The 22,864-nt window shown below is 70.9% G+C and carries 28 protein-coding genes; 13 read left to right on the top strand and 15 right to left on the bottom strand.

All coding sequences use genetic code 11. The annotated features are described in order from the left end of the window. Nucleotides 1-18 precede the first annotated feature (18 nt). Entirely contained in the window at nucleotides 19-873 is an 855-nt protein-coding gene (locus tag AB0C62_RS04465; RefSeq protein ID WP_327408966.1) for a hypothetical protein, read from the bottom strand. Between the two features lie 164 nt (nucleotides 874-1,037). On the opposite strand from AB0C62_RS04465, the gene AB0C62_RS04460 reads away from it, so the two are divergent. Both AB0C62_RS04460 and AB0C62_RS04455 read left to right on the top strand, forming a co-directional pair. Then, nucleotides 1,038-2,087 carry a DUF4097 family beta strand repeat-containing protein gene (locus AB0C62_RS04460; protein WP_362969567.1) on the top strand — a complete coding sequence of 350 codons (1,050 nt, stop codon included), beginning with the start codon at nucleotides 1,038-1,040 and terminating at the stop codon, nucleotides 2,085-2,087. A gap of 1 nt (nucleotide 2,088) precedes the next feature. Further along, a complete protein-coding gene (locus tag AB0C62_RS04455) occupies nucleotides 2,089-3,171 on the top strand; it encodes a helix-turn-helix transcriptional regulator (RefSeq protein ID WP_362969566.1) in 1,083 nt (360 codons plus the stop codon). A gap of 101 nt (nucleotides 3,172-3,272) precedes the next feature. Here the strand turns inward: AB0C62_RS04455 and AB0C62_RS04450 are convergent, their stop codons facing one another. The 4 genes from AB0C62_RS04450 to AB0C62_RS04435 form a co-directional block, all read right to left on the bottom strand. Continuing rightward, on the bottom strand, nucleotides 3,273-3,842 hold the full coding sequence (locus AB0C62_RS04450; RefSeq protein WP_164371990.1) for a Clp protease N-terminal domain-containing protein: 570 nt from the start codon (nucleotides 3,840-3,842) through the stop codon (nucleotides 3,273-3,275). Continuing rightward, nucleotides 3,842-4,051 (bottom strand): HTH domain-containing protein, encoded by a 210-nt coding sequence (locus AB0C62_RS04445; protein ID WP_081219377.1) that lies wholly within the window; start codon nucleotides 4,049-4,051, stop codon nucleotides 3,842-3,844. The genes AB0C62_RS04450 and AB0C62_RS04445 overlap by 1 nt, the downstream gene beginning before the upstream one ends. A gap of 147 nt (nucleotides 4,052-4,198) precedes the next feature. After that, nucleotides 4,199-5,164 (bottom strand): zinc-binding dehydrogenase, encoded by a 966-nt coding sequence (locus AB0C62_RS04440; RefSeq protein WP_362969565.1) that lies wholly within the window; start codon nucleotides 5,162-5,164, stop codon nucleotides 4,199-4,201. A gap of 207 nt (nucleotides 5,165-5,371) precedes the next feature. After that, nucleotides 5,372-6,595, bottom strand: a complete 1,224-nt coding sequence (locus tag AB0C62_RS04435) for an NADP-dependent malic enzyme (RefSeq protein ID WP_362969564.1) — start codon at nucleotides 6,593-6,595, stop codon at nucleotides 5,372-5,374. Nucleotides 6,596-7,133: 538 nt separating this feature from the next. Between AB0C62_RS04435 and AB0C62_RS04430 the strand changes: the two genes are divergently transcribed. Genes AB0C62_RS04430 through AB0C62_RS04420 form a run of 3 tightly spaced genes read left to right on the top strand, consistent with a single transcriptional unit; the run spans nucleotide 7,134 to nucleotide 9,855 of the window. Next, complete coding sequence (locus tag AB0C62_RS04430) at nucleotides 7,134-8,090, top strand: ABC transporter substrate-binding protein (RefSeq protein WP_164371987.1); 957 nt, start codon at nucleotides 7,134-7,136, stop codon at nucleotides 8,088-8,090. 38 nt (nucleotides 8,091-8,128) lie between these two features. Further along, on the top strand, nucleotides 8,129-9,067 hold the full coding sequence (locus tag AB0C62_RS04425; RefSeq protein ID WP_351423743.1) for an amino acid ABC transporter permease: 939 nt from the start codon (nucleotides 8,129-8,131) through the stop codon (nucleotides 9,065-9,067). Continuing rightward, nucleotides 9,064-9,855 (top strand): amino acid ABC transporter ATP-binding protein, encoded by a 792-nt coding sequence (locus AB0C62_RS04420; RefSeq protein WP_164371986.1) that lies wholly within the window; start codon nucleotides 9,064-9,066, stop codon nucleotides 9,853-9,855. Before AB0C62_RS04425 ends, AB0C62_RS04420 begins: the two co-directional genes overlap by 4 nt. Nucleotides 9,856-9,977: 122 nt before the next feature. On the opposite strand, the gene AB0C62_RS04415 is transcribed toward AB0C62_RS04420, so the two are convergent. Beyond that, nucleotides 9,978-10,736: a class I SAM-dependent methyltransferase gene (locus AB0C62_RS04415; RefSeq protein ID WP_362969563.1), complete on the bottom strand. Its 759-nt coding sequence runs from the start codon at nucleotides 10,734-10,736 to the stop codon at nucleotides 9,978-9,980. A gap of 100 nt (nucleotides 10,737-10,836) precedes the next feature. Between AB0C62_RS04415 and AB0C62_RS04410 the strand changes: the two genes are divergently transcribed. Continuing rightward, a complete protein-coding gene (locus tag AB0C62_RS04410) occupies nucleotides 10,837-11,466 on the top strand; it encodes a CGNR zinc finger domain-containing protein (protein WP_362969562.1) in 630 nt (209 codons plus the stop codon). On the opposite strand, the gene sodX is transcribed toward AB0C62_RS04410, so the two are convergent. Beyond that, nucleotides 11,370-11,801 (bottom strand): nickel-type superoxide dismutase maturation protease, encoded by a 432-nt coding sequence (gene sodX / locus AB0C62_RS04405; protein ID WP_362969718.1) that lies wholly within the window; start codon nucleotides 11,799-11,801, stop codon nucleotides 11,370-11,372. The genes AB0C62_RS04410 and sodX overlap by 97 nt on opposite strands. A gap of 145 nt (nucleotides 11,802-11,946) precedes the next feature. Between sodX and sodN the strand changes: the two genes are divergently transcribed. Then, a complete protein-coding gene (gene sodN, locus AB0C62_RS04400) occupies nucleotides 11,947-12,342 on the top strand; it encodes a superoxide dismutase, Ni (protein WP_081219369.1) in 396 nt (131 codons plus the stop codon). 143 nt (nucleotides 12,343-12,485) lie between these two features. On the opposite strand, the gene AB0C62_RS04395 is transcribed toward sodN, so the two are convergent. Then, nucleotides 12,486-12,683 carry a hypothetical protein gene (locus AB0C62_RS04395; RefSeq protein ID WP_362969561.1) on the bottom strand — a complete coding sequence of 66 codons (198 nt, stop codon included), beginning with the start codon at nucleotides 12,681-12,683 and terminating at the stop codon, nucleotides 12,486-12,488. A 209-nt stretch (nucleotides 12,684-12,892) separates the two neighbouring features. On the opposite strand from AB0C62_RS04395, the gene AB0C62_RS04390 reads away from it, so the two are divergent. The 4 genes from AB0C62_RS04390 (at nucleotide 12,893) to AB0C62_RS04375 (ending at nucleotide 15,198) form a co-directional block, all read left to right on the top strand. Beyond that, nucleotides 12,893-13,309, top strand: coding sequence for an SHOCT domain-containing protein (locus AB0C62_RS04390; RefSeq protein ID WP_362969717.1), 417 nt, complete (start codon nucleotides 12,893-12,895; stop codon nucleotides 13,307-13,309). 109 nt (nucleotides 13,310-13,418) lie between these two features. Continuing rightward, nucleotides 13,419-13,799: a helix-turn-helix transcriptional regulator gene (locus tag AB0C62_RS04385; protein ID WP_164372013.1), complete on the top strand. Its 381-nt coding sequence runs from the start codon at nucleotides 13,419-13,421 to the stop codon at nucleotides 13,797-13,799. Nucleotides 13,800-13,809: 10 nt separating this feature from the next. Continuing rightward, nucleotides 13,810-14,229, top strand: a complete 420-nt coding sequence (locus AB0C62_RS04380; protein ID WP_362969560.1) for a VOC family protein — start codon at nucleotides 13,810-13,812, stop codon at nucleotides 14,227-14,229. A 117-nt stretch (nucleotides 14,230-14,346) separates the two neighbouring features. Then, nucleotides 14,347-15,198: a hypothetical protein gene (locus tag AB0C62_RS04375; protein ID WP_362969559.1), complete on the top strand. Its 852-nt coding sequence runs from the start codon at nucleotides 14,347-14,349 to the stop codon at nucleotides 15,196-15,198. 61 nt (nucleotides 15,199-15,259) lie between these two features. Here the strand turns inward: AB0C62_RS04375 and AB0C62_RS04370 are convergent, their stop codons facing one another. Next, nucleotides 15,260-16,453, bottom strand: a complete 1,194-nt coding sequence (locus tag AB0C62_RS04370) for an RNA-guided endonuclease TnpB family protein (RefSeq protein WP_362969716.1) — start codon at nucleotides 16,451-16,453, stop codon at nucleotides 15,260-15,262. A gap of 155 nt (nucleotides 16,454-16,608) precedes the next feature. Between AB0C62_RS04370 and AB0C62_RS04365 the strand changes: the two genes are divergently transcribed. Continuing rightward, a complete protein-coding gene (locus AB0C62_RS04365; protein ID WP_362969558.1) occupies nucleotides 16,609-17,364 on the top strand; it encodes a VOC family protein in 756 nt (251 codons plus the stop codon). Between the two features lie 22 nt (nucleotides 17,365-17,386). On the opposite strand, the gene AB0C62_RS04360 is transcribed toward AB0C62_RS04365, so the two are convergent. From AB0C62_RS04360 to AB0C62_RS04345, 4 genes are all read right to left on the bottom strand, one after another. Beyond that, the gene (locus tag AB0C62_RS04360) at nucleotides 17,387-17,734 is read right to left on the bottom strand and encodes a DUF952 domain-containing protein (RefSeq protein ID WP_362969557.1); all 348 of its coding nucleotides are present in this window, start codon (nucleotides 17,732-17,734) and stop codon (nucleotides 17,387-17,389) included. A gap of 10 nt (nucleotides 17,735-17,744) precedes the next feature. Next, nucleotides 17,745-18,971: a sigma-70 family RNA polymerase sigma factor gene (locus AB0C62_RS04355; RefSeq protein WP_362969556.1), complete on the bottom strand. Its 1,227-nt coding sequence runs from the start codon at nucleotides 18,969-18,971 to the stop codon at nucleotides 17,745-17,747. A 5-nt stretch (nucleotides 18,972-18,976) separates the two neighbouring features. Then, nucleotides 18,977-19,390 (bottom strand): YciI family protein, encoded by a 414-nt coding sequence (locus tag AB0C62_RS04350; protein WP_362969555.1) that lies wholly within the window; start codon nucleotides 19,388-19,390, stop codon nucleotides 18,977-18,979. A gap of 163 nt (nucleotides 19,391-19,553) precedes the next feature. Further along, complete coding sequence (locus tag AB0C62_RS04345; RefSeq protein ID WP_362969554.1) at nucleotides 19,554-20,138, bottom strand: dihydrofolate reductase family protein; 585 nt, start codon at nucleotides 20,136-20,138, stop codon at nucleotides 19,554-19,556. 174 nt (nucleotides 20,139-20,312) lie between these two features. On the opposite strand from AB0C62_RS04345, the gene AB0C62_RS04340 reads away from it, so the two are divergent. Continuing rightward, nucleotides 20,313-20,945, top strand: a complete 633-nt coding sequence (locus AB0C62_RS04340) for a TetR family transcriptional regulator (RefSeq protein WP_362969553.1) — start codon at nucleotides 20,313-20,315, stop codon at nucleotides 20,943-20,945. On the opposite strand, the gene AB0C62_RS04335 is transcribed toward AB0C62_RS04340, so the two are convergent. Both AB0C62_RS04335 and AB0C62_RS04330 read right to left on the bottom strand, forming a co-directional pair. Continuing rightward, nucleotides 20,942-21,571 carry a GNAT family N-acetyltransferase gene (locus AB0C62_RS04335; protein WP_362969552.1) on the bottom strand — a complete coding sequence of 210 codons (630 nt, stop codon included), beginning with the start codon at nucleotides 21,569-21,571 and terminating at the stop codon, nucleotides 20,942-20,944. The genes AB0C62_RS04340 and AB0C62_RS04335 overlap by 4 nt on opposite strands. A 227-nt stretch (nucleotides 21,572-21,798) precedes the next feature. Further along, nucleotides 21,799-22,857 carry a family 2 encapsulin nanocompartment cargo protein polyprenyl transferase gene (locus tag AB0C62_RS04330; RefSeq protein ID WP_362969551.1) on the bottom strand — a complete coding sequence of 353 codons (1,059 nt, stop codon included), beginning with the start codon at nucleotides 22,855-22,857 and terminating at the stop codon, nucleotides 21,799-21,801. Nucleotides 22,858-22,864 lie beyond the last annotated feature (7 nt).

Here is a 22,864-nt window from a genome sequence, read left to right as displayed (position 1 = left end):
CCCCTCGCGGAGAGGCTGTCAGGAGTGGGTGCGCAGGCGGTCGTACGCGAGGCCGAGGGCGCCGCGGGCCGTCAGGACCGAGCCCGCGACGATCCAGCCGCCGCCGCGGTGCCGTAGCCCCCAGGCGGTGAGCGGGAGGCCGAGCGCCAGCTGGGCGACGGCGAGCGCACGGGCGCGTGGACCGCGCAGCCAGGGTCCGAGCGCGCCGCGCTCCACGATGTCGAGTTCGGCTCCGACGGCGGCGCGCCAGCCGGCCCAGTCGACCTGTTCGGCGTCGGGCAGGATCCTGGCCGCGCCACGGAGCCGGTCGGCGGGCTCCCCCGGGGTGAGACCGGCCGGCAGCAGCAGCCCCGCGCGCGTGAGGACGGCGAGCAGGCCCCGCACGCGGGCCGGGGCGTCGGCCTCGGGATCGGGTCGCGTCAGCGGCTCCAGTGCCTGTACGTCGAGGACCGGGTCGAGCCCGAGGCGGGCCGCGAAGGTGCGCATCGCCTCGTCCTCGCCGACCGGGGTGCCGTCGGCGAGCCATTCATAGCCCACGGGCCGGCGGAATCCGGACGCCAGCACGAAGCCGCTGCGGTCGGTGTCCCACCACAGGGCGAGGACGGGCCAGGGGGCGCCGACGGCGAGTGCCGTGGCCCAGCCGGTGAGCACGCGATCGACCGGTTCCGCGCCGTCCTGCCAGGGCTTTCCCTCGGGAACCAGCAGGCTCCACCCGGCCCCCGCTCCGGCGAGCACCATCCGCTCGCGCAACAGCGGAGCGGCCGGGCCGACGGCCTCGGGGCGGGCCCGGCACAACAGGAGGGCGCCGGCGGTGCGGACCGGGCGCTCACCCGGCGGGCGGCCGTCCCCCGACGCGCCGGAGGCAGTCGACATGGTGCCACTTTAGGGCGATTTGCCCACCTCGGCGCAGCGATGGCACCGGAACGGGTGTCTTGACTTTCCGTATCCGCGATATATCGTGAATAGCGCTAGACGCGATATGGCGCGTCGAGCTCGGGCCCGCGAGCGGGTCCGGCCCGGTCGAGGAGGTCTGCACCATGTCCGAGTGGTCCGTGGCAGAGCCGAAGAAGCTCTCCTTCGACGACCCGGTGACGACGCTGCACGTGCGCGTCGTCAACGGAACAGTGAACGTCGTGGGGACCGACGAGGGTTCCGCCCGCCTGGAAGTGTCCGAACTGGACGGGCCCCCGCTCCAGGTGGCCCACAAGGACGGCACCCTCACCGTGGCGTACGAGGACCTGCCCTGGAAGGGCTTCCTCAAGTGGTTCGACACCAAGGGCTGGCGCCGCTCGGCGGTGGTCTCGCTGGCCGTTCCGGCCGGCACCCGCGTCGAGGTGGGCGTGGTGGGCGCCGCCGCCGTGGTCTCCGGAGTGGACGGCCGGGTGGAGGTGAAGGGCGTCAGCGGCGACACGACCCTCGTCCGCGTCGCCGGCCCGACCCACGTGACCACCGTCTCCGGGAACCTGGAGGCCCAGGCCGTCACGGGCGACCTGCGGTTCAACTCCGTCTCCGGCGACCTGACCGTCGTCGAGGGCTCCGGCTCCTCGGTGCGGGCCGAGTCGGTGAGCGGCTCGATGATCGTCGACCTCGACGCCGCGGGCGCCCCGACGGACGTCCAGCTGTCGAACGTGTCGGGCGAGATCGCCATACGGCTCCCGCATCCGGCGGACGCGGAGGTGGAGGCCAACACCGCGAGCGGCACCGTCTCCAGCGCCTTCGAGGACCTCCGGGTCGCCGGCCAGTGGGGCGCCAAGAAGATCACCGGCCGGCTCGGCGCGGGCAACGGCCGGCTGAAGGCGGTGACCGTCTCGGGCTCCATCGCCCTGCTGCGCCGCCCCCCGGCGGAGGAGGAACCCTTCGAGGACGCCCCGAAGCCGACGGACTCCCCGAGGCCCACGAGCACGCCCGCGTCCCCGAGCACCCCCGGGTCCACGGACACCACCGGGGCCGGGGATCCGGCGAAGGCCGCGGACCTGACGAAGGGCACGGACGGCCCCGAGACGGCCGGACCGGACGACGCCACCGCGAGCGACGGTTCCGGCGGAGGCCGCCCGGCCGACACCCCGACCGACAAGAAGGTGCTCTGAGATGGCTCCCGTCTTCGCCCACGGCCGACTGCGCCTCTACCTCCTCAAGCTGCTGGAGGAGGCGCCGCGCCACGGGTACGAGGTGATCCGGCTCCTGGAGGAGCGTTTCCAGGGGCTGTACGCACCCTCGGCGGGCACCGTCTATCCCCGGCTCGCCAAGCTGGAGGCCGAGGGACTCGTCACGCACACCTCCGAGGGCGGCCGCAAGGTGTACGCGATCACCGACGCGGGCCGTGCCGAACTGGCCGACCGCAGCGGTGAGCTGGCCGACCTCGAACTGGAGATCCGCGAGTCCGTCGCGGAGCTCGCGGCGGAGATCCGCGCCGATGTGCGGGGCGCGGCCGGTGACCTGCGACGCGAGATGCGCGCCGCGGCCACGGAGGCCCGGCGTGGCGGCAGCAAGGGCGCGGCCGGCTCCGAGCGGCACGACTCCGCGGCGGGCGGCTCCGCCGGCGCCGACGACTTCCAGGACAGGGAGTCCTGGCGGGCGGCCAAGGAGGAGATGCGGCGCGTCCGGCAGGAGTGGAAGGAGCAGGCGCGCCGGGCGAAGGACGAGAGCCGCCGCGCCCGTGACGAGGCCCAGCGCGCCCGCCGCCAGGCCAAGGAGGCCCAGGAGCACGCCCGCGCCCAGGCGCAGGAGGAGATGCAGCGCATGGCCAAGCGTGTCCAGGACCAGGTCCAGGACCACTTCGCGCGGGGCGACTGGCCGACGGGGGTCCGCGAGGGACTGACCGAACTGGCCAAGGAGTTCGGCGACTTCGGAAAGAACTTCGGCAAGGACCTGGGGAAGGACTTCGGCAAGGAGTTCGGCTTCGGACGCACCCCGTCCGGCACCCCAGCCGAGCCGGAGTACACCGCCACCCCGGAGGACTTCCCCGCGGAGTACGAGCCGTCCTGGGCCCACGAGGGCTCCACGGGCAACCCGGCCCGCGACCTGGACCGCCTCCTGGACCGCTTCCGCGACGACATCCGCGACGCCTCCCGCGACCACGGCGTGACGGAGGATCAACTCCGGGACATCCGGCGCCACTTGTCGGCAGCGGCGGCACACATCGGATCGACGCTGCGGAGCGGGCGACCGTAGCGCCCCCGGGGCGTTCCTCCGGGGTCGGCCGACCGTCCGGACCGACGGGGCCTGCGCGCATCGCCTCCCCTGCGCGCAGAGCCCCGCCGGGCGTTCCGCTCTCAGCCCGCCTCGGCCACGCCGCCCTCTCCGTAGAGCACCCGTGTGACCGAGCCGTACGTGATTCCGTGATCGGCCAGCACCTCGCCGGCGACCCCGCCCTGGAGGGTGATGGCCAGCAGCAGGTGCTCGTCGCCGATGTGACGGTCCCGCCGGGCGACGGCGACCCGCAGGGATCGCGTGAGCGTCTCCTTCGCGCTACGCCCGAAGGGCCGACGTCCGGTCCGCCTGCCACGGTCGGACCGCTTCCCCGACTCCAACGCCCCCTCCCCGTGCGCCTCCTCGATCCGGGCGACGATCTCCGAGAGGTCGATACCGAGCCCGGAGAGGGCGTCCGCGTCGGCACGGGACAGCCCGCCCCGGCGGCGGGCCTCGGCGAGGTCCCGCTCCAGCGACTCCCGCGGGCCGGCCGACCTCAGCGATCCGAGGGCGAACGACCCCCGGCTGCCCTCGCGGTCGAGGAGCGCGAGCAGCAGATGCTCCTCCTCCACCGTCGCGGCCCCCACCCGCTCGGAGTGCGACACCGCCCCCGTGACGACGGCCCGCGCGTCCTTCGTGAAACGTTCGAACATCACTGCCTCCCGTACTTCTTGTGCACGGCCTGCCTGGTCACTCCGAGTTCCGCGGCGATCTCCTGCCACGACCAGCCCTGATTGCGCGCACTGCGCACCTGTACCGCTTCCAACTGCTCCAGCAGCCTCCGCAGCGCGGAGACCGCCCGCAGCCCGACCCGCGGATCGCGATCACCCGCGCGCTCGGCAAGATCCGTTGCTTCGGTCATGCCGTCAACTTACGTTGACACCGCCGTCGTGTCAACCAAAATTGACACGGAGACGGAGACGGAGACGAGGACGAGGAACAGGGAACGGAAAACGGCGGGCCCGGACACCCGGACCCGCCGTACGCGGCACCTACCGCCCGTTCCCGGTCAGTTCCCCGTCAGCACGATCTTGCCGAAGTGGTCTCCGGCCTCCAGCCGCTCGAAGCCCTCGCAGGCCCGGTCGAGCGGGAGCACCTCGTCGATGACCGGCCGCACGCCCGTGGTGGCGCAGAACGCCAGGAGGTCCTCCAGCTCGTCCTTCGTGCCCATGGTGGAGCCGACGACCTTGAGTTCGAGGAAGAAGATGCGCGTCAGCTCGGCGTGCGAGGGCCGGTCCCCGCTGGTGGCGCCGGTGATGACGACGGTGCCGCCGGGACGCAGCGACTTGATCGAGTGGGACCAGGTGGCCGCGCCGACCGTCTCGATGACGGCGTCCACGCGCTGCGGCAGCCGCGCCCCGGACTCCAGCGCCTCCACCGCACCGAGTTCGAGCGCCCGCTTCCGCTTGGCCTCGTCGCGGCTGGTGGCGAACATCCGCAGGCCGGCGGCCTTGCCGAGCACGATCGCCGCCGTGGCGACACCGCCGCCGGCGCCCTGCACGAGCACGGAGTCGCCGGGTCGTACCCCGGCGTTGGTGAAGAGCATGCGGTACGCAGTCAGCCACGCGGTCGGCAGGCAGGCGGCCTGCTCGAAGGACAGCTCGCGGGGCTTGGGCAGGACGTTCCAGGTCGGTACGGTGACCTGCTCGGCGAAGGTGCCCTGGTAGCGCTCGGTGAGGATGGAGCGAGGTTCGGCGGGGCCGACCCCGTGGCCGGTCTGGCCGATGACGGAGTGCAGGACGACCTCGTTGCCGTCCTGGTCGACTCCGGCGGCGTCGCAGCCGAGGATCATCGGGAGTTTGTCCTCGGCGAGACCGACCCCGCGCAGCGACCAGAGGTCGTGGTGGTTGAGGGAGGCGGCCCGTACGTTCACAGTGGTCCAGCCCGGCCTCTGTTCGGGAGCCGGACGCTCCCCCAACTCCAGGCCGTTCAGCGGCTGGTCACGGTCGATTCGGGCGGCATAGGCAGCGAACATGGCCCCGACGATAGGCTCCGCTCCCTCCCGGCGGAACCGCCTCCCGTTGTGACACGCGTCCCTGGAGGCGAGAATCAGCCCCTCCGGCGCTTGAGGAGCGGGGGTCCGGGGGCAGCGCCCCCGCTACGGGACGCAGGGGCGGAGGGGGCGAAAACAATGACCCCGCCGGGAGAAACCCCCGGCGGGGTCACAGCGAACGCACGTGCCTCAGCGGCGGGCGACACCCTCCGCACGGGCCGCCGCGGCCACAGCGGCGGTCACCGCCGGCGCCACCCGCTCGTCGAACGGCGAGGGGATGACGTAGTCCGCGGCGAGGTCGTCACCGACGACCGCGGCCAGCGCCTCGGCGGCGGCGATCTTCATGGCCTCGGTGATCCGGGAGGCCCGGACCTGGAGAGCACCGGCGAAGATGCCGGGGAACGCCAGCACGTTGTTGATCTGGTTCGGGAAGTCGGACCGCCCGGTCGCGACGACGGCCGCGTACTTGTGGGCGATCTCGGGGTGCACCTCGGGGTTCGGGTTGGCCATCGCGAACACGAAGGCGCCGTCCGCCATGGAGGCGATCGCCGGCTCGGGCACCGTACCGCCGGAGACGCCGATGAAGACGTCCGCGCCCGCGAGTGCGGACTCCAGCGAACCGGAGAGATTGGCCTTGTTGGTGATCCCGGCGAGCTCGCGCTTGACGTCCGTGAGGTCGCCCCGGTCGCGCGACACGACGCCCTTGCGGTCGGCGACCGCGACATCGCCGATGCCCGCCTCCAGCAGGAACTTGGCGATGGCCACACCGGCCGCGCCCGCACCGGAGATCACCGCGCGCAGCGATCCGATGGAGCGTCCGGTCAGCCGGGCGGCGTTGCGCAGGGCCGCGAGCGTGACGATCGCGGTGCCGTGCTGGTCGTCGTGGAAGACGGGGATGTCCAGGCGCTCCTGGAGCCTCCGCTCGATCTCGAAGCACCGGGGCGCCGAGATGTCCTCCAGGTTGATCCCGCCGAACGACGGCGCGAGCCGGGCCACGGTCTCGACGATCTCGTCGACACCGGTGCAGGCCAGCGCGATCGGGACCGCGTCGACACCGCCGAACTGCTTGAAGAGGATGGCCTTGCCCTCCATGACGGGGAGCGAGGCCTCGGGGCCGATGTCACCGAGCCCGAGCACGGCCGTACCGTCGGTCACGACGGCGACCACGGACGACTTCCACGTGTAGTCGTGGACGAGTTCCGGCTGCTCGGCGATCGCGCTGCACACCTTCGCGACGCCGGGCGTGTAAGCCAGGGACAGGTCGTCCTTGTTGCGGACCGGCACGGTGGCTTGCACAGCCATCTTGCCGCCGCGGTGCAGCGCGAAAGCCGGGTCGAAGGAGTCGAGGGGCTCCGCCCCGCCCTCCGGATCCGTACTGCTGTCGCTGCGAGGATTGACGATCTCCGCTGCCACTTTGTTTTACCCCTTAAGTCTTTATTGTCTGAGGGTGACCACTCCTGGTTGAGGGGTGGGCGGGCACCGCGCAGGCCCTGCCGCCGTGGTTGCGTACGGGCGGCTGCGCGACGGGCGCGCCGCACACGCGCCCTGAGCCCCGGATGAGGGGTGTAAAGAACCTTCTTACCCGACGCACGGTGCCGTGGACGAGTCCATAACGCCAAGATCACACGCCGGTGACATGACTCATGCCGTGATCCATTGACAATTCCGGACATGCGCTCGTTCGTCCGGGGGCGCGCAGTAGCGGCCCTCCGCGTCGCGGGATGTGCCGAAGATCTTCCGGTCGGAAGAAGAGATTCCCGTACAAGATCCGGTCAGGTAGTACCGGCCCGTAGCGGTTCGGGGGTCACCCGTTATCCGATTTTGACATAGCGGGCACCCTGAATGCCGCAATCCGAATGGCAAGATGCCGTCATCACACGAGGTCGCGACACCCGAAGGTGTGTGTTCTCGTCGACCTGTCGGCTACTCCCTCATCCGCCGGAGGACCCTCATGACCGCAAGCACCACCCGTCGTACCACCGCCGCTCAGTCCCGGATAGCAGCGGTCGGTGCGATCGCGGTCGCCGGCGCCCTTATCCTCACCGGCTGCGGTGACCAGACCAAGAACGACTCGAGCGACTCGTCCGCGAGCACGAGCTCGGCGCCGCTGGCCGGCAAGCTGCCCAAGGCGATCCGCGACGCGGGCGTCATCAAGGTCGGCTCGGACATCGCCTACGCGCCGGTCGAGTTCAAGGACGACTCGGGCAAGACCGTCGGCATCGACCCCGACCTGGCGGACGCGCTCGGCAAGCAGCTCGGCGTGAAGTTCGACTTCCAGAACGGCACCTTCGACACGCTGCTCACGGGTCTGCGCTCCAAGCGGTACGACATCGCGATGTCCGCGATGACGGACTCCAAGGACCGCCAGGAGGGCATCGACTCGGACACCGGCAAGAAGGTCGGCGAGGGCGTCGACTTCGTCGACTACTTCACCGCGGGTGTCTCCATCTACACCCCCAAGGGCAAGACCCAGAACATCAAGAGCTGGTCCGACCTGTGCGGCAAGAAGCTCGTGGTGCAGCGCGGCACGGTCTCCGAGGACCTCGCCAAGGCCGAGTCGAAGAAGTGCACGGGTGGCAAGAAGATCGCCATCGAGTCGTACGACAACGACCAGCAGGCCCAGACCCGGCTGCGCGGCGGTGGCGCCGACGCCGGCTCGTCCGACTTCCCGGTCGCCGCGTACGCGGTGAAGACGTCCGGCGGCGGCAAGGACTTCGAGATCGTGGGAGACCAGGTCGAGGCCGCTCCGTACGGCATCGCCGTCGCCAAGTCCAACACCCAGCTCCGGGACGCCCTGCAGGCCGCGCTCGACGCGATCATCAAGAACGGCGAGTACGACAAGATCATCGCGAAGTGGGGCGTCGACGCCGGCGCCGTCAAGGCGGCCGCGGTCAACGGCGGCAAGTGACCGCGGAACCGAGCGGGCACTGAAAGGCAACAACTCCCGTGACTGTTGACACTGACAAGACACCGGGCCCGGAGGACGCTCCCCCGGCCCGACCGGAAGCCATCAAGGCGATCCCGGTCCGGCACTACGGGCGATACGTCTCCGCGGTCGTCGCGATCGCGCTCCTGGTCTCCGTGATCTACGCGTTCTCCCAGGGCAAGATCAACTGGGGAGCGATCCCCGACTACTTCTTCGACCACCGCGTCATCAACGGCGTCCTCAAGACGCTGCTGCTGACGGTCCTCTCGATGCTGATCGGCGTCGTCGGCGGCGTTCTGCTCGCCGTGATGCGGCTGTCGAAGAACCCGGTGACCTCGTCCATCGCGTGGTTCTACATCTGGTTCTTCCGCGGTACGCCGGTCCTCGTACAGCTCGTGGTCTGGTTCAACCTCGGCCTGGTCTTCACGTACATCAACCTCGGTCCGATCTACAAGGACTACTGGTCCAGCTTCATGACGCCGTTGCTGACGGCGTTGCTGGGACTGGGCCTGAACGAGGCCGCGTACATGGCCGAGATCTGCCGGGCCGGCCTGCTCTCGGTCGACGAGGGCCAGACCGAGGCCTCGCACGCCCTGGGCATGAGCCACAGCAAGACCCTGCGCCGGATCGTCATCCCGCAGGCGATGCGTGTGATCGTGCCCCCCACGGGCAACGAGGTCATCAACATGCTGAAGACGACCTCGCTGGTGGCCGTCATCCAGTACTCCGAGCTGTTCCGTGTGGCCCAGGACATCGGCCAGACCTCGGGGGCGCCGGCCGAGATGCTGTTCCTCGCCGCCGCCTGGTACCTGCTGCTGACGTCGGTGTTCAGCGTCGGCCAGTACTACCTGGAGCGGTACTACGCCCGGGGCAGCAGCCGTAGCCTCCCGGCCACGCCGTTCCAGAAGATCAAGACCCACGTGCTGTCGGTGGGCCGTCCCTCGGGAGGTGCGGCATGACCGCCGACGTGACCAAGGCGGACTCCGCCACGGCGATGGTCAAGTCCGAGGGCGTCCACAAGTCCTTCGGCCCTGTCGAGGTCCTGAAGGGCATCGACCTGGAGGTGAAGTCCGGAGAGGTGTTCTGCCTCATCGGCCCCTCCGGCTCCGGCAAGTCCACGTTCCTCCGGTGCATCAACCACCTGGAGCAGATCAACGCCGGCCGGCTGTACGTCGACGGCGAGCTGGTCGGCTACCGCCAGAAGGGCGACAAGCTCTACGAGCTGAAGGACAGCGAGGTCGCGCTGAAGCGCCGGGACATCGGCATGGTCTTCCAGCGCTTCAACCTGTTCCCGCACATGACGGCGCTCGAGAACGTCATGGAGGCACCGGTCCAGGTCAAGGGCGTCAGCAGGTCCCAGGCACGGGAACGCGCGGGCCAGCTCCTGGAGCGCGTCGGCCTCGCCGACAAGGCGAAGAGCTACCCCTCGCAGCTCTCCGGCGGCCAGCAGCAGCGTGTGGCGATCGCCCGCGCGCTGGCGATGGACCCGAAGCTGATGCTCTTCGACGAGCCGACCTCGGCCCTGGACCCGGAGCTGGTCGGTGACGTCCTCGACGTCATGCGCGACCTCGCCGAGTCCGGCATGACGATGATCGTCGTCACGCACGAGATGGGCTTCGCCCGCGAGGTCGGCGACAGCCTGGTCTTCATGGACGGCGGTGTGGTCGTCGAGTCCGGCAACCCGCGCGACGTCCTGACGGACCCGCAGCACGAGCGCACCAAGTCGTTCCTGTCGAAGGTCCTCTGACCGGAGAACCGGGAAACCGGAAGACCGGGAAACCGGAGGACCTGCGCGCGAGCAGCCGAGGAAAAAAGGGGCGGTACGGGATTCCCGTACCGCCCCTTCCGCGTCTCCGGTGGGCCACTCGGCTACTTGACCGCCAGCACCAGCGCGTCCGACGGCGAGCGCCACACCGGGCGGGCCTCCGCGAAGCCCTTCTCGCGCAGCACGCGCGCGTGCCAGTCGGCGGAGGGGGTGTCGCCGTCGGCGTGCTCGCCGTAGATCTCGAAACGGCGGGCGGTGGGTTCGGCGAGGACGGGGTCCTGCGCGGCGACCTTCCACCATTCGGCCCAGTCGAGGGCGCCGGTGTCCCTGGCCCGGTCCATCCGGGCGTGCCGCAGGGCCCGGTCGGCGGCGTTGATCCGGGGCGTGGTCTCGTCGATCATGTGGTCGGCGTTCATGAAGACACCGCCGCCGCGGACGAGTTCCGCGATCTGACCGTAGAGGGCCGCGAGGGGTTCGCTGTGCAGCCAGTGCAGGGCCGTGGCGGTCAGCACGGCGTCGTACGTGTCGTACGGCAGCCGGGTGCGCCACGCCGGGTCCTTGAGGTCGGCCGTCACGAAGGAGGCCCGGTCGTCGCCGGCGAAGGTGCCCTCGGCGATGGTGAGCAACGCGGGGTCGAGGTCGACGCCGGTGCTGGTGGCTCCGGGGAGGCGGTCGAGCAGCCGGGCGGTGATGGTGCCGGTGCCGCAGGCCAGGTCGAGGACGCGGGGGGCCGGTCCGACGAGCGCCTCGGTCATGTCGAGCATCACCGTGAAGCGGTCCTCGCGGTCCGGCATGTACCACTCCTGCTGCCGGTCCCAGCTCCGCTGCCAGGCCTGCCAGTCCGTTCCGGTGCCGATGGCCATGAAAGCCTCTCCTCCACTCGACCACGTAATACCCTGTAAGCACGATCATCTGTTACCTGACCGCCGTCACGACGATAGAGCCCCTCCGTAAGGACTACAAGTGGAACTGGCCTATTACGCGGATTACGCCGTCCGTCTCGTCAACAGCGAGGAACCGGCCCGCGGCAAGGACACGCTGACCTCGGTCGAGGCCGTCCGTGACCTGTTCGGGAGCAACGCGTCGGCGGCCCGCCGCGCGGCGGAGGCGGACGTCACCCGCTTCCGCTCCGTACGGGCCCGGCTGCGCGCGGTCTTCGAGGCGGCGGACGGCGGCGACGAGACCCTCGCGGTGGACCTGCTGAACTCGCTGCTCCTGGAGTTCCCGGTGAGCCCGCAGATCTCCGGGCACGACCACCGCGACGACGACGGCCGCCCGCTGTGGCACATGCACCTGGCGGACCACCCGTCGAACGCGACTGCGGGCTACGCCGCGATCGCGTCGATGGGCCTGGCCTTCCACCTCACCGAGTACGGCGTGAACCGGCTCGGTCTGTGCGAGGCCGCACCCTGCCGCAACGCCTACCTGGACACCTCGACCAACCGCTCCCGGCGCTACTGCTCGGACCGCTGCGCGACCCGCGCCAACGTCGCCGCCTACCGCGCCCGCAAGCGCCTGGAGGCCGACCGAGTGGAGAGCACCGGCCTGGCGGCGACCAGCACCCAGCGGGCGACGGCGAACGGCGAGCGCTGACCGGCCGGCGGCCGGAACCGGAACCGCACCTTCCCGAGGACGAGGTCCTCGGGAACGGTCCCGTAGTCGGTGCTGTCCCCGCCCGCGAACGCGTTGTCACCCAGCACCCACCAGCCGCCCTCGCGCCGCTCCGCGATCCGCTTCACGACGAGCAGGTCCTGCTGGAAGGGATGCCGCAGGACGACCACGTCACCCGGCCCCACCCGCGCACCCCACTGCACCACGAGCCGATCCCCGTGCTGGAGCGTGGGCACCATGGACGGGCCCGTCACCTCCGCCGCCCCGAACGGCAGCAGGGCCCTCCCCCGCTCGGTCTCCTGCGACAGCTCCGGCATCACCGGCACCTCCCCGGTTCCATCCTCCACCAGTCCCAGTCTCACCCTGGACTTTTGTCCTAAGCCCATGGGGGCACTCGCGAAAACAGGTCTCCTACGGAGTAATGTCCCACCTGAGAAGACGATCACGAGGAAGGACAGCTCAATGCTCTCCCGCCTGTTTGCCCCCAAGGTGAAGGTCAGCGCGCACTGCGACCTGCCCTGCGGCGTGTACGACCCGGCCCAGGCCCGCATCGAGGCGGAGTCGGTGAAGGCCGTCCAGGAAAAGATGGCCGGAAACGACGACCCGCAGTTCCAGACGCGAGCCGTCGTCATCAAGGAGCAGCGCGCCGAGCTCGCCAAGCACCACGTGTCGGTGCTCTGGAGCGACTACTTCAAGCCCCCGCACTTCGAGAAGTACCCGGAGCTGCACCAGCTGGTCAACGACACCCTGAAGGCCCTCTCGGCCGCCAAGGCGTCCGCCGACCCGGCGACCGGTCAGAAGGCCCTGGACTACATCGCCCAGATCGACAAGATCTTCTGGGAGACGAAGCAGGCCTGACCCCGGACCTCCGGGTTGCCGGGCCTCCGTGCCCGGCCGCGCCGACCTGCGGTTCGTCCGGCCGCACGTCTCGCGACACGCACCTGGTCCGCGGGCCACCGATTTCGGTGGCCCGGCGGTCCGGGTGCGTTCTGCTGTCTCGGTCACGCGGGCAGCCGGCGCAGCTCGATCACGCGCAGGCCGAGCGCCTGGAACCGGCCGAGCAGCCCGTGCAGATGGGCGTCGTCGATCACGGGACCGAAGAACAGCGTCTGCCCCGCCGTGGGCACGCTGTCCAGTTCGGAGAACGCCGAGGCGAGCGTGTCCGACACGATGCCTGCGACGCGGAATTCGTAGCGCATACGAGCACTTCCCTCAGGACCGGGGTTCGGGACCCGCCTTCGGGTCCGGGGTCCGCCGGAGTACAGGGCCGGGGGTCCGCCGCGATCCCCTGCCATCGTCGGCGCTCCGCAGATCCCCCAGCTCACCCGTCGGGGGTGAGGCGGTCGTGCGGGCCGTCGACGCACTGTGGTCGAGCGTGGCGATGTCGTACGACGACAGGAGTTCGACCATGAACGGCTCGACGCTCGACCTGGCAGCGGACTATCCCCTGCTGAACGTCTTCTGGACCACGATGTGGTTCTTCCTCTGGATCCTGTGGTTCATGCTGCTCTTCCGCGTCATCGGGGACATCTTCCGCGACGACGATCTGAGCGGCTGGGGCAAGTCCGGCTGGTGCGTCTTCGTCGTGATTCTGCCCTTCCTCGGCGTCTTCGTATACCTGATCGCGCGGGGCCGTGGGATGGGCGAGCGCGAGGCGAAGCGCATCCAGAAGAGCCAGGAGGACGTGCAGTCCTACATCCGTGAGACCGCCGGGACCACCGGCAAGGCCGACGAACTCGCGAAGCTCGCGGAACTCAAGAGCAGCGGCCACCTCACGTCCGCGGAGTTCGAGCAGGCCAAGGCCAAGGTCCTGGCCGACGCCTGACCGGTTGCGCGCGGCCGGGCCCGTTGTCGGTGGCCCGTGGCATTCTGGGCGAGTGGGAAATTCCAGACTGCTGGAGGACCTGGTCCGGCTGCGCAAGGCCCGTGACCGGATGAACCGCGAGTTCGCGGAACCTCTGGACATCGCGACGATCGCGCGTACGGCGCTGATGTCCCCGGGCCACTTCCAGCGCAGCTTCCGTGACGCCTTCGGCGAGACGCCGTACACGTATCTCATGACCCGCCGGATCGAGCGGGCGAAGGCGCTGCTGCGACGCGGCGACATGACGGTGACGGAGGTGTGCTTCGCGGTGGGGTGCACCTCGCTCGGTTCGTTCAGCTCGCGGTTCACGGAGCTGGTCGGCGAGACGCCGAGCGCCTACCGGGCCCGTCCGCACGACCACGGCGCGCCCATCCCGTCCTGCGTGGCCCGTCGGATGACCCGCCCGGCCCGCCACCGCAACCCCGAGGCGGAACCGGGCACACGCCTCTAGGTTGGACGGCATGGACCTGAAACTCTCCCAGTGCTTCATCTCCGTCGACGACCACGACAAGGCACTGGCCTTCTACCGTGACGTACTGGGCCTGGAGGTCCGGGGCGACGTCGGGTTCGAGGGGATGCGCTGGGTCACGGTCGGCTCGCCGCTCCAGCCCGACGTGGAGATCGTCCTGGAGCCACCGGCGGCGGACCCCGACGCCTCCCCCGCGGACAAGCAGGCCATGGCGGAGCTGCTGGCCAAGGGCATGCTGCGCGGGGTGATCTTCTCCACGACCGACTGCGACGCCCTCTTCGAGCGCGTCCGCGCCTCGGGTGCCGAGGTTCTCCAGGAGCCCGCCGACCAGCCGTACGGCCTGCGGGACTGCGCCTTCCGCGATCCGGCGGGCAACCTGCTGCGGTTCGCGGAGAGCCGCCGGGAGGCCTGACCCGGCCGTCGGCCCGGGGCGCCGGCAGACCGGGGTCCCCCCGGGAGGGACACTACGTGCGTGTGTCCGCGGCGCGTCCGTGGTCCGAGCCGCCCGAGCGTCCTCCGAGGAGTCCCCGTGCCGTCCGCGCGCCCCCGTGTCCTCTACGTCAGCGACCTGGCCTATCCGGCCAAGGGGCGGCGGTACTGCGACGAGGACATCGTCCTCACCGCGCGGCTGCGCGAGGACTTCGACATCGCCGTGTGCCATCCGCTGGACGCGGCCGCGCTGATGGCCGGCTTCGACGCCGTGGTCGTCCGCAACAGCGGGCCCGTCCTGCACCATCAGGCGGCCTACGACGCGTTCCGGGAGCGGGCGCTCGCGGACGGTGTACGGGTCTACAACCAGCTGTCCGGCAAGGGCGACATGGCCGGCAAGGGGTACCTGCTGGAGCTGACCGCCACCGGGTTCCCGGTCATCCCCACGGTGGACCGCGCGGCCGACCTGGACCGGCTGCCGCAGGCGGACAGCTACGCGGTGAAGCCGAAGCAGGGCGCGGACTCCATCGGCCTGGAGTTCGTGGAGCGCGACCGGCTCGCCGGGCTGCCGTTCGGCGACCTCCTCGTCCAGCCGCGCATCGACTTCCGGTACGAGGTGTCCTTCTACTTCGTCGACGACACCCTCCAGTACGCCCTGTACGCGCCGGACCCGGAGCGGAGGTGGGCCCTGGAGCCCTACGAACCCACCGCCGCGGACCGGGAGTTCGCGCAGCGGTTCGTCGACTGGAACGACATCACGTACGGCATCCAGCGCGTCGACGCCTGCCGGGCCCCGGGCGGTGAGCTGCTCCTCGTCGAGCTGGAGGACCTCAATCCGTACCTCTCCCTGGACGTCCTCTCCCCCGAGGCGCGGGACGCCTTCGTCTGCCGGATGAAAACGTCGTTGCACGCGCTGATCGACCAGGAGACGGTACGAACCAAAGGGTCGTAAGGCAGCGGGCCAGGAGGAGCAGCCCCGTTGACTTCCTCCCCTTCCTGATGGAGGGGGATTCCTACGGCTCGCGCCGATGGGTTTCCTGCTTCGTCGCCGACTGCCCGCCCGGAGTGCTCCGTTGAGGTCTTACACCAGCTCCACAGGCTGTCACCGCCAGTCCGGCGGCCAGTAGGTTCTTCGCCGCGTTCACGTCCCGGTCGTGGGTCGTGCCGCAGTCGCAGGTCCAGGTGCGGACATGCAACGGCATCCGCTTCCTGAGGGTGCCGCAGCGGGAGCACAGATTGGAGGAGGGGAACCACCGGTCGACGGCGATCACCTCGCGCCCGTACCACTGGGCTTTGTACTCCAGCATGCTGCGGAAGTCTGCCCATGCCGCGTCCGAGATGGCTCGGGCCAGGCTCGGGTTTTTGACCATGTTGCGGACGCTCAGGTCCTCGATAACGAGCGTTTGGTTCTCACGCACGAGTCGAGTGGTCAGTTTGTGCAGGGTGTCACGACGGCGGTCGGTGATGCGGGCGTGGATCTTCGCGACCTTGCGGCGGGCTTTGACCCGGTTCGCGCCATCGCCCCTGGCCTTCTTCGCCAGCCGACGCTGTGCCTTACCCAGAGCGGTACGGTCGCGGCGCTCGTGCCTCGGGTTGGTGATCTTCTCGCCGGTCGACAGGGTCAGCAGGTGGTTCAGGCCGACGTCGATCCCGACGACCGTGTCCATAGCGGGCAGGGGCTGGACGGCCGAATCCTCGCACAGCATCGAGACGAACCAGCGCCCGGCCGAATCCTGAGAGACCGTCACCGTCGAAGGGGACACGCCGACGGGCAGCGCCCTGGACCAGACGATGTCCAGCGGCTCACGCATCTTCGCGAGCGTCAGCCTGCCGTCCCGGAAGCGGAACGCGCTGGTGGTGTACTCGGCGGACTTCCGCGACCTCTTCCGGGACTTGAACCTCGGGTACTTCGCCCGCCGGGTGAAGAAGTTGGTGAACGCCACCTGCAGGTGCCGCAGTGCCTGCTGCAGCGGAACCGACGACACCTCGTTCAGGTAGGCCAGTTCCTCCGACTTCTTCCAGAGCGTCAACATCGCCGAGGTCTGGTGGTAGTTCACCCGCTCCTGCCGCGTCCACGCCTGCGTCCGAGCGGCCAGCGCCAGGTTGTAGACCTTCCGCACACACCCGAACGTGCGCGACAGCTCGGCTGCCTGCGCATCGGTGGGATAGAAGCGGTACTTGAACGCCCGCTTCTCGACAGTGACCACGGGCCACAACCTAGCTTCACCGTAGGTGACGAATCTAATCTCCTGGTCAGAGCACTGCGATCCAATCTGACCGCGAATCCCAACCCACGCCCGGCCCAGCAAGAGGTCCGCTTCCTGCCCGGCCCGAGGGCGGGGGTATCCACAAAGGAGTTCTGATGACCACGCGACCGATCGTCCGGTGGGCGCATGTCTTCGTCGACCGGTCCGTGGCGGATCTCGGCCCGGCCCTGGACTTCTGGACCGCGGTGACCGGGACGAGGGTCTCCGAACCCCGGGGCGAAGTGGGCGAGTTCGTGACGCTGCTGCCCGAGGTCTCGGACGCCTGCGTGAAGGCGCAGGGCGTCGGGGACGGTCCCGGGGGCGCGCATCTCGACCTGTCCGTCGAGGACGTGCCGGCGCTGGTGGAGTGGGCGGTCGGGCTGGGTGCCGAGGTCGTCGCCGATCACGACGGCTGGGCCGTACTGCGGTCTCCCGGAGGGCAGTTGTTCTGCGCGGTGCCCTGGCAGGGCGAGTCCGTGCGGCCGCCGGTGACCGGGGTGCCGGGCGGTGCGACGAGCCGGCTCGACCAGGTGTGTCTCGACGTGGCGCCGGGCGCGTTCGTCGCCGAGACCGCCTTCTGGGCCGGGCTGACCGGCTGGGAGTCCCTGGCGGGCGCGCTCCCCGAGTTCCATCTGGTGCGGCCGCCCGCCGGGCTGCCGCTGCGCGTCCTGCTGCAGCGCCTGGGCGCCGACCGGCCCGCCGCCGCCCACCTCGACCTCGCTTGCTCGGACGTCGACGCGGTGCGGGCCCGTCACGAGACGCTCGGGGCGACGGTGGTCGGCCGGGGCGCCCGCTGGACGGTGATGCGGGACCCGGTCGGCGGCACCTACTGCCTGACCGGCCGGGATCCGGCGACGGGCAGCCTGCCCTAGGAGAGCCGGGGTGCTGGGGTCGTCACCGAAGGTCCCCCGCGTTCGGTGTCCAGACTTCCACGTCCACGACGGCGTCGGCCGGAATCGGCCCGTAGACGTGCGGGAACTCCTCGCCGCCGGGTTCCATCGCCTCGAAGCGGACCGGCACGGTGAGCCGTTCGGGGTCGACGACGAGGACCACCAGTTCGTCGGGGCCGGTGTAGGAGCCGTACAACATCGTTGCCACCGGCTGGAGTTGGTGGCGCAGCGAGCAGTGGATGAAGCCCTCCTCCTGGAGGGTCCGGCCGCGGGTGGACAGATCGAAGGTGCCGGAGGCGCGGGCCGCGTCCCACAGGGAGCGCTCGGTCAGGTGCAGCAGGGGTTCGGACATGGGACGAACGCTACGGCCTCAGCTGCGCCGCGCGCGCTTCCAGATAGCGGCGTTCCGGGAGGCTGAGGGTCTGGCCGGCGGCGGATGTGTAGGCGGCGCGGGCTCCCGCCGTGTCGCCCGCGCGCTCCAGCAGGTGGCCGCGGACGGCGTCGAGCCGGTGCCCGGCGGCGGACGCGCCCTCCAGCCGGTCGAGTTGGGCGAGGGCCGCGCGCGGGCCGTGCACCATGGCCACGGCGACCGTGCGGTTGAGCTGTTCGGCGGGACCAGGGACCTGGCGGACGAGGATGTCGTAGAGGCCGAGGATCTCGGTCCAGTCCGTCGCCTGCGGCGTGGGCGCTTCGTCGTGGACGGCGGCGATGGCGGCCCGCAGTTGGTACGGGCCCGCCCGTCCTCGTGCCAGTGCCGCCGTGACCAGGGCCACGCCTTCCTCGATCGCCGCCTTGTCCCAGCGGTCGCGGTCCTGTTCGTCGAGGGGGACGAGGTCTCCGTGCGGGCCGGTGCGCGCGGCGCGGCGGGCGTCGGTGAGCAGCATCAGCGCGAGCAGTCCGGCCACTTCGCCGTCATCGGGCAGCAGTCGGCGGACCGTGCGCGCCAACCGGATGGCCTCGCCTGCGAGTTCGGCCCGTTGCAGGGAGGTCCCGGAGGTGGCCGTGTAGCCCTCGTTGAAGATGAGGTAGAGGGTGTGGAGGACGGCGGGGAGCCGTTCCTCCCAGCGCTCGGGGCGGGTGAACCGTACGCCCCGCACCTTCCGCTTGGCGCGGCTGATCCGCTGCGCCATGGTCGCCTCGGGCACGAGCCAGGCCCGCGCGATCTCCGCCGTGGTGAGTCCGCCGACCGCGCGCAGGGTGAGCGCGATCTGCGCCGGCGGGGTCAGGTCGGGGTGGCAGCACAGGAACAGGAGGGTGAGTGTGTCGTCCTCCGACGGGGCCGGGTCGGTGCCCGGCGGTGGTGCGGTGAACGCGTCCCGGGGGGTGAGCGCCGCCGCCTTGTCCTCCCGGAGTCTGCGGGCCCGCTCCGCGCGCAGGGCGTCGACGAGCCGCCGCGAGGCCACCTTGATCAGCCAGCCGCGCGGATTGTCCGGCACACCCTGGGCGGGCCACTGGCCGGCGGCCGCGAGCAGGGCCTCCTGGACGGCGTCCTCGGAGGCGTCGAAGTGCCCGTAGCGGCGCACCAGGGCGCCGAGGACCTGCGGCGCGTGGCGGCGCAGCAGGTCCTCGACCCCGGTCGTGCCGGTCATCCCGCTCAGACGTCCCCGCCGCCGTCCCCGATGGGCCGGATGACCACCGGGTACTCCGGGGCGCCCTTCGGAACGGGGCAGGCGGTGACGCGCGCGGCGATCTCGGTGACCCGATCCAGGCTCGCGCAGTCGACGACCCAGTAGCCGGCCATCACTTCCTTGGTCTCGCTGTACGGGCCGTCGGTGATCACGACCTCACCGTCCGCGCCGCGGGCCACGAGACGGGCCTTGGCGGGTTCGAGCAGGCCGTTCACGTCGACCAGCTCGCCCGATTCGGAGAGGTCGTCGTTGATCGCGCCCATGTGCGCGAACATCGCCTGGATCTCCTCCTCGCTCCAGAGCGGCGGCTGCGCGGAGGCGTCGCCCCGCTGGCTCGCGTAGTCGGCCTGCGTTCCCTGCACCATCACCAGGTACTTCATGAGTCCGCTCCTTCTGTTTCCTCGGCTCGGGCCGCCCGTGCCGGGCGGCTCTCACAGGGGACGTCGGAGCCGGTCCGCGGTTCTCGACACGACGGGGTCCACGACGTCGGAATCTTTTTCGGGGCGGGTCCTTCCCTGCCATCAGCCTAGGGCGGCGGCGGATTCACCGCTTCCTGCGGTAGGTCCGCACGAGGACGCCGTTCTTGAAGAGCCGCATCTCGTCGAGGGTGAACGCGTCGACGTCGAATCCGGAGCCGAACATCGGCATCCCTGAGCCCAGGACGACCGGGTACGTCTTGACGACCAGCTCGTCGACCTCGGCGATCAGCTCACCGGCGAGCTGCGAGCCGCCACACAGGTAGATGCCGAACTCGCTCTCCTCCGACTTGAGTTCACGGACGGTGCCGACGATGTCGTCCGCGACGATCCGGACGGCCGGGTCGGGCGACTCGGTGAGGGTGCGGGAGGCGACGTACTGGCGCAGATGCGCGTACGGACTGGTCACGCCGATGTCGAGGGCCACCTGGTAGCTGGCCCGGCCCTGGACGACCGTGTCGAAGGCCCGGTTCTCCAGGTCGTCGATGCCGAGGGCGCGGCGGCCCTGGGACGCGATGGTCTCGGGGTATTCCGCCGTCAGGAAGGCGAGGAACTCCTCGTCGACGAACGACATGAAGGGGTGTGCGTCGCCGCCGGGATCGCCGATGAAGCCGTCGATCGAGCAGGCGACGAAGTAGGAGAGCTTGCGCAAGCGGGTCTCGTTTCTCAGGCGGCGTCGTGGCGTCGTGGTGGACGGTTCCCACCGAACCACTTCAGTTATAGTGCTTCATCTGTAGTGGTTCAAGGGGATTGACGCGTCCGCCTCCGCGAGGCCCGGCCGACAGGGCCGCCGAGCTGCCGGGGCGTCACAGGGAGAGGAACCGGTATGGCCAGGAACACCGAGCGCAGGGCAGCCCTCGTCGACGCGGCGGTGGCGGTGCTGGCCCGCGAGGGTGCGCGGGGACTGACGTTCCGCGCGGTGGACATGGAGGCGGCGGTTCCGGTGGGTACCGCGTCGAACTACTTCACCGACCGCGACGATCTGCTGAACCAGCTCGACAGTCACCTCCACCGACGGCTGGCCCCGGACCCCGCGGTCCTGGCCGGTCTGCTGGAGGCGCCGCGGGACCGCGCCCTCGTCCTGGAGTTCATGCGCGACCTGCTGGGCCGGGCGACCCGCGACCGTACGGGCTACCTCGCCCTCTTCGAGATGCGCCTGGAAGCGACCCGCCGCCCGGCCCTGCGCGCCTCGTACACGGCGTCGGTGCGCGGCGACCTCGAACAGGCGATGGAGTTCCACCGGGACGCCGGGCTGCCCGGCGGCGACACGACGGTGGCCGTCCTCTACCTGGCGGTGCTCGGCCTGCTCATGGAACACCTCACGCTGCCCGGCGTCCTGGAGGGCGTCCTGCCCGGCGTGGCCGTACCGGACGCCCTCCTCGAAAGGATCGTGACGACGATCGTCCCCGAGGTCCACGACGGAGACCGGAACGAGGGCGGCAGCGAGGAGAGGGGCTAGCCCGTGAGCTGCTGAGCGGTACGCGGTTCGCGCCACATCGGCCACATGCGCGGTCCGTCGGGCAGGTCGAGCGGGCCGCCCGTGACGACGAAGCCGAGCCGCTCGTACAGGGCGCGGCTGCGGGCGTTGCTCGCCTCCAGGTAGGCGGCGAGGCCCTCACGGTCGCAACGATCGAGGACCGGTTCCAAGAGCGCGCCGCCGAGTCCCTCACCCTGGCGCTCCGGCGACACCGCGATCATCCAGAGGTAGGCGTGCGCACGCCCGGAGGGGTGGACCTCCGCCGTGAGCCGGCCGATCAGCTCGACGCGTTCGTTCTCCGGGTCGACGGCGGCGCGCAGCTGCGCGGGGCCGTCCTCGTCCTGCGCTTCCCCGTCCGCACCGCCGTGGTCCACGGCGGGAACGTCCAGCCACAGCGCGCACGCCGAACCGTCCTCGGCCAGGTCGACCCGGCCCTCCGCGAGCACGACGTCGGCGAACGCGGCCATCAGTTTGTGATGGGTGGCCAGCCGGTGCGCCGGGTCGGGGAAGACCCAGCCGCTCACCGGATCGTCCTGGAACGCCTCGTCCAGCAGCCGGACGACCAGCTCCCGGTCATCACCGTCCGCCACCCGGATCGCCACACCCATGACCTGCCCCACCCCTCGCCCCAACCGCCCTTGATCCTAAGGAGGTTGAGCCTAGTACGCGGGTGCGGATCCGGTCGGACCTCCCCCGGGGTGCGGGGGAGGCAAAAGGCGCGGGCCCCGCACGCCGTGGGGATGTGCGGGACCCGCTCACCGGAGTCCGGCACCGTACGGCGGTCAGGTTCCGTACGGTGTCCGGGGCTCCGGGGTCTTCCACCGGCCGGGGCCGGTCAGCTGCTGCGCCGGGTCACGAACTCGGCGAGGGCGAGGAGGCCCCCCGCCGCCTCCGGATCGGGGACCGCCCGGGACAGTTCGTGCATCGCCCGCGCCATCCGGTCCGCCGCCTGGGCCTGCGCCCAGTCACGCCCGCCCGCCCGCTCGACCGCGAGCACCGTGCGCTCCAACTCTCCTTCCCGGTAGGGCGCTCCGTACAACTCGGCCAGCTCGCCGGCCGCCGGAGTGCCCGAGCCCAGCGCGGCGACCACGGGCAGGGACTTCTTGCGGGCGATGAGGTCCGCCCCGGCGGGCTTGCCGGTGCGGCTCGGGTCCCCCCAGATCCCGATCACGTCGTCGATGAGCTGGAACGCGAGGCCGGCCTCCCGGCCGAACGCGTCGAGCGCGTCGACGTCCTCCGCGTCCGCCCCGGCGTACAGCCCTCCGAGGGCGCAGGCGCTCCCGATGAGGGCGCCCGTCTTCGCCTCGGCCATGGCGAGGCACTCGTCGAGGGTGACCTCGTCCGGGCCGAGCTTCTCCATGGCCGTGTCCGTGTGCTGTCCCGCGCACAGTTCGACGACGCAGCCCGCGAGCCGCGCGGCGGCCGCCGCGGACGCGGGGTGCGGGTCCTCGGCGAGCAGTTGTTGGGCCAGTGCCTGCAGGGCGTCCCCGGCGAGGATCGCGTCGGCGTCGCCGAACACGGTCCACGCGGTGGGGCGGTGTCTGCGGGTGGTGTCGCGGTCCATCACGTCGTCGTGGAGCAGGGTGAAGTTGTGGATCAGTTCCACCGCCGCGGCGGCACGGACGGCCGCCGCCTGCTGTCCGCCGAGTGCGCGGACCGCGGTCAGGACGAGCGCGGGCCGGATGGCCTTGCCCGCGTTGCCCGCGGCGGGAGTGCCGTCCGCGTGCTCCCAGCCGAAGTGGTAGAGCGCGACCCTGCGCATCGACCCGGGCAGCGAGTCGATGGCCCTGCGCAGCTCGGGGTCGACCAACGCCCGGGCACGCTCCAGGACGTCCGCGGCCTCCTGCCCGTCGGACGGACCCGGCACGGCCCGCCGCTCACCGTGTCGTCCCATGGACCTC

It is taken from the genome of Streptomyces sp. NPDC048643 (assembly GCF_040650615.1).
In the GTDB taxonomy this organism is placed as follows: domain Bacteria; phylum Actinomycetota; class Actinomycetes; order Streptomycetales; family Streptomycetaceae; genus Streptomyces.
Note: the sequence above shows the minus strand (reverse complement) of the source record. Positions and strands in the feature narration are given on the sequence as shown.

Bases quoted from the DNA above. Each gene is read 5' to 3' on its own strand.
- AB0C62_RS04335 (WP_362969552.1), bottom strand. From the start codon at position 21,571: ATGGGTGTGGCGATCCGGGTGGCGGACGGTGATGACCGGGAGCTGGTC.
- AB0C62_RS04330 (WP_362969551.1), bottom strand. From the start codon at position 22,857: ATGGGACGACACGGTGAGCGGCGGGCCGTGCCGGGTCCGTCCGACGGG.
- AB0C62_RS04380 (WP_362969560.1), top strand. From the start codon at position 13,810: ATGGACCTGAAACTCTCCCAGTGCTTCATCTCCGTCGACGACCACGAC.
- AB0C62_RS04420 (WP_164371986.1), top strand. From the start codon at position 9,064: ATGACCGCCGACGTGACCAAGGCGGACTCCGCCACGGCGATGGTCAAG.
- AB0C62_RS04365 (WP_362969558.1), top strand. From the start codon at position 16,609: ATGACCACGCGACCGATCGTCCGGTGGGCGCATGTCTTCGTCGACCGG.
- AB0C62_RS04440 (WP_362969565.1), bottom strand. From the start codon at position 5,164: ATGTTCGCTGCCTATGCCGCCCGAATCGACCGTGACCAGCCGCTGAAC.
- sodN (WP_081219369.1), top strand. From the start codon at position 11,947: ATGCTCTCCCGCCTGTTTGCCCCCAAGGTGAAGGTCAGCGCGCACTGC.
- AB0C62_RS04460 (WP_362969567.1), top strand. From the start codon at position 1,038: ATGTCCGAGTGGTCCGTGGCAGAGCCGAAGAAGCTCTCCTTCGACGAC.
- AB0C62_RS04455 (WP_362969566.1), top strand. From the start codon at position 2,089: ATGGCTCCCGTCTTCGCCCACGGCCGACTGCGCCTCTACCTCCTCAAG.
- AB0C62_RS04340 (WP_362969553.1), top strand. From the start codon at position 20,313: ATGGCCAGGAACACCGAGCGCAGGGCAGCCCTCGTCGACGCGGCGGTG.
- sodX (WP_362969718.1), bottom strand. From the start codon at position 11,801: ATGCCGGAGCTGTCGCAGGAGACCGAGCGGGGGAGGGCCCTGCTGCCG.
- AB0C62_RS04465 (WP_327408966.1), bottom strand. From the start codon at position 873: ATGTCGACTGCCTCCGGCGCGTCGGGGGACGGCCGCCCGCCGGGTGAG.
- AB0C62_RS04450 (WP_164371990.1), bottom strand. From the start codon at position 3,842: ATGTTCGAACGTTTCACGAAGGACGCGCGGGCCGTCGTCACGGGGGCG.
- AB0C62_RS04355 (WP_362969556.1), bottom strand. From the start codon at position 18,971: ATGACCGGCACGACCGGGGTCGAGGACCTGCTGCGCCGCCACGCGCCG.
- AB0C62_RS04390 (WP_362969717.1), top strand. From the start codon at position 12,893: ATGAACGGCTCGACGCTCGACCTGGCAGCGGACTATCCCCTGCTGAAC.
- AB0C62_RS04385 (WP_164372013.1), top strand. From the start codon at position 13,419: ATGAACCGCGAGTTCGCGGAACCTCTGGACATCGCGACGATCGCGCGT.
- AB0C62_RS04415 (WP_362969563.1), bottom strand. From the start codon at position 10,736: ATGGCCATCGGCACCGGAACGGACTGGCAGGCCTGGCAGCGGAGCTGG.
- AB0C62_RS04350 (WP_362969555.1), bottom strand. From the start codon at position 19,390: ATGAAGTACCTGGTGATGGTGCAGGGAACGCAGGCCGACTACGCGAGC.
- AB0C62_RS04430 (WP_164371987.1), top strand. From the start codon at position 7,134: ATGACCGCAAGCACCACCCGTCGTACCACCGCCGCTCAGTCCCGGATA.
- AB0C62_RS04395 (WP_362969561.1), bottom strand. From the start codon at position 12,683: ATGCGCTACGAATTCCGCGTCGCAGGCATCGTGTCGGACACGCTCGCC.
- AB0C62_RS04445 (WP_081219377.1), bottom strand. From the start codon at position 4,051: ATGACCGAAGCAACGGATCTTGCCGAGCGCGCGGGTGATCGCGATCCG.
- AB0C62_RS04360 (WP_362969557.1), bottom strand. From the start codon at position 17,734: ATGTCCGAACCCCTGCTGCACCTGACCGAGCGCTCCCTGTGGGACGCG.